At 54.1% G+C, this 861-nt stretch carries 2 protein-coding genes; one reads left to right on the forward strand and one right to left on the reverse strand.

Annotated features, from left to right (window positions below):
- Positions 1-309: lipocalin family protein (locus J5224_RS31230; RefSeq protein ID WP_264628884.1), on the forward strand; the 309-nt coding region annotated here is incomplete at its 5' end.
- Between the two features lie 66 nt (positions 310-375).
- Here the strand turns inward: J5224_RS31230 and hypB are convergent.
- The coding region (gene hypB, locus J5224_RS31235; RefSeq protein WP_264628885.1) for a hydrogenase nickel incorporation protein HypB at positions 376-861 on the reverse strand (486 nt) is incomplete at its 5' end.

Below are 861 nucleotides of genomic sequence, written 5' to 3' on the forward strand. Positions count from 1 at the left end.
AATCAAGGCTACGATCCGCTTAAGAAACAGTGGAAATCGAGCGAAGGCAAAGCCTATTTCACCGGTAAAGCCACAACGGCGGCGCTCAAGGTTTCCTTTTTTGGTCCCTTTTATGGGGGATATAACGTCATCGCGCTGGATGACGATTACCAATACGCGCTGGTCAGTGGGCCAAACCGCGATTACTTATGGATCCTGTCGCGCACGCCTGAACTCCCGGCTGAGGTAAAACAAAATTATTTGTCTATTGCGAGAACCCTCGGTTTCGCGGTGGATAATCTGGTTTGGGTTAATCAGCAGCCGCACTGATATCACTGGCAGTGATCCATCAGCGAAGATCGCGCAAGCCGGTTCTTCGCTGATACACGGCGTCTTTCACGCTGGGCTCACGCACCGCTCGCCGAGCCATGCCAACCATGGCGCCCAATGGTGCGTGGTTTTGGTTGAAAGCTGCAATACCTCACTCCCCGGAGCCAACAGCGCCACTTCCTCGCGCACGCGCTCAGGACTGAAATCGTCAAAATAGGGCAATAGATCCACCTTGGTCACCAGCACCGCTTCCGCCTGGCGGAACATCACCGGGTATTTTTCCGGTTTGTCATCCCCTTCCGGCACGGACAGTAGCACCACGTTGTGGTGTTGACCGAGATCGAAGCTGGCCGGGCACACCAGATTGCCCACGTTTTCGATAAACAATATGTCCACCGGCTCACAACAGAGCGTTTGCCAGGCGGTATTGACCATTTGCGCATCAAGATGGCAGGCCATCCCCGTCGTGATTTGCACTACCGGGATACCTTTGCGGCGCAGGCGTAAAGCATCGTTTTCGGTTTCCAAATCTCCTTCTATCACCGCCACTTT

It is taken from the genome of Candidatus Symbiopectobacterium sp. NZEC135, assembly GCF_025962695.1.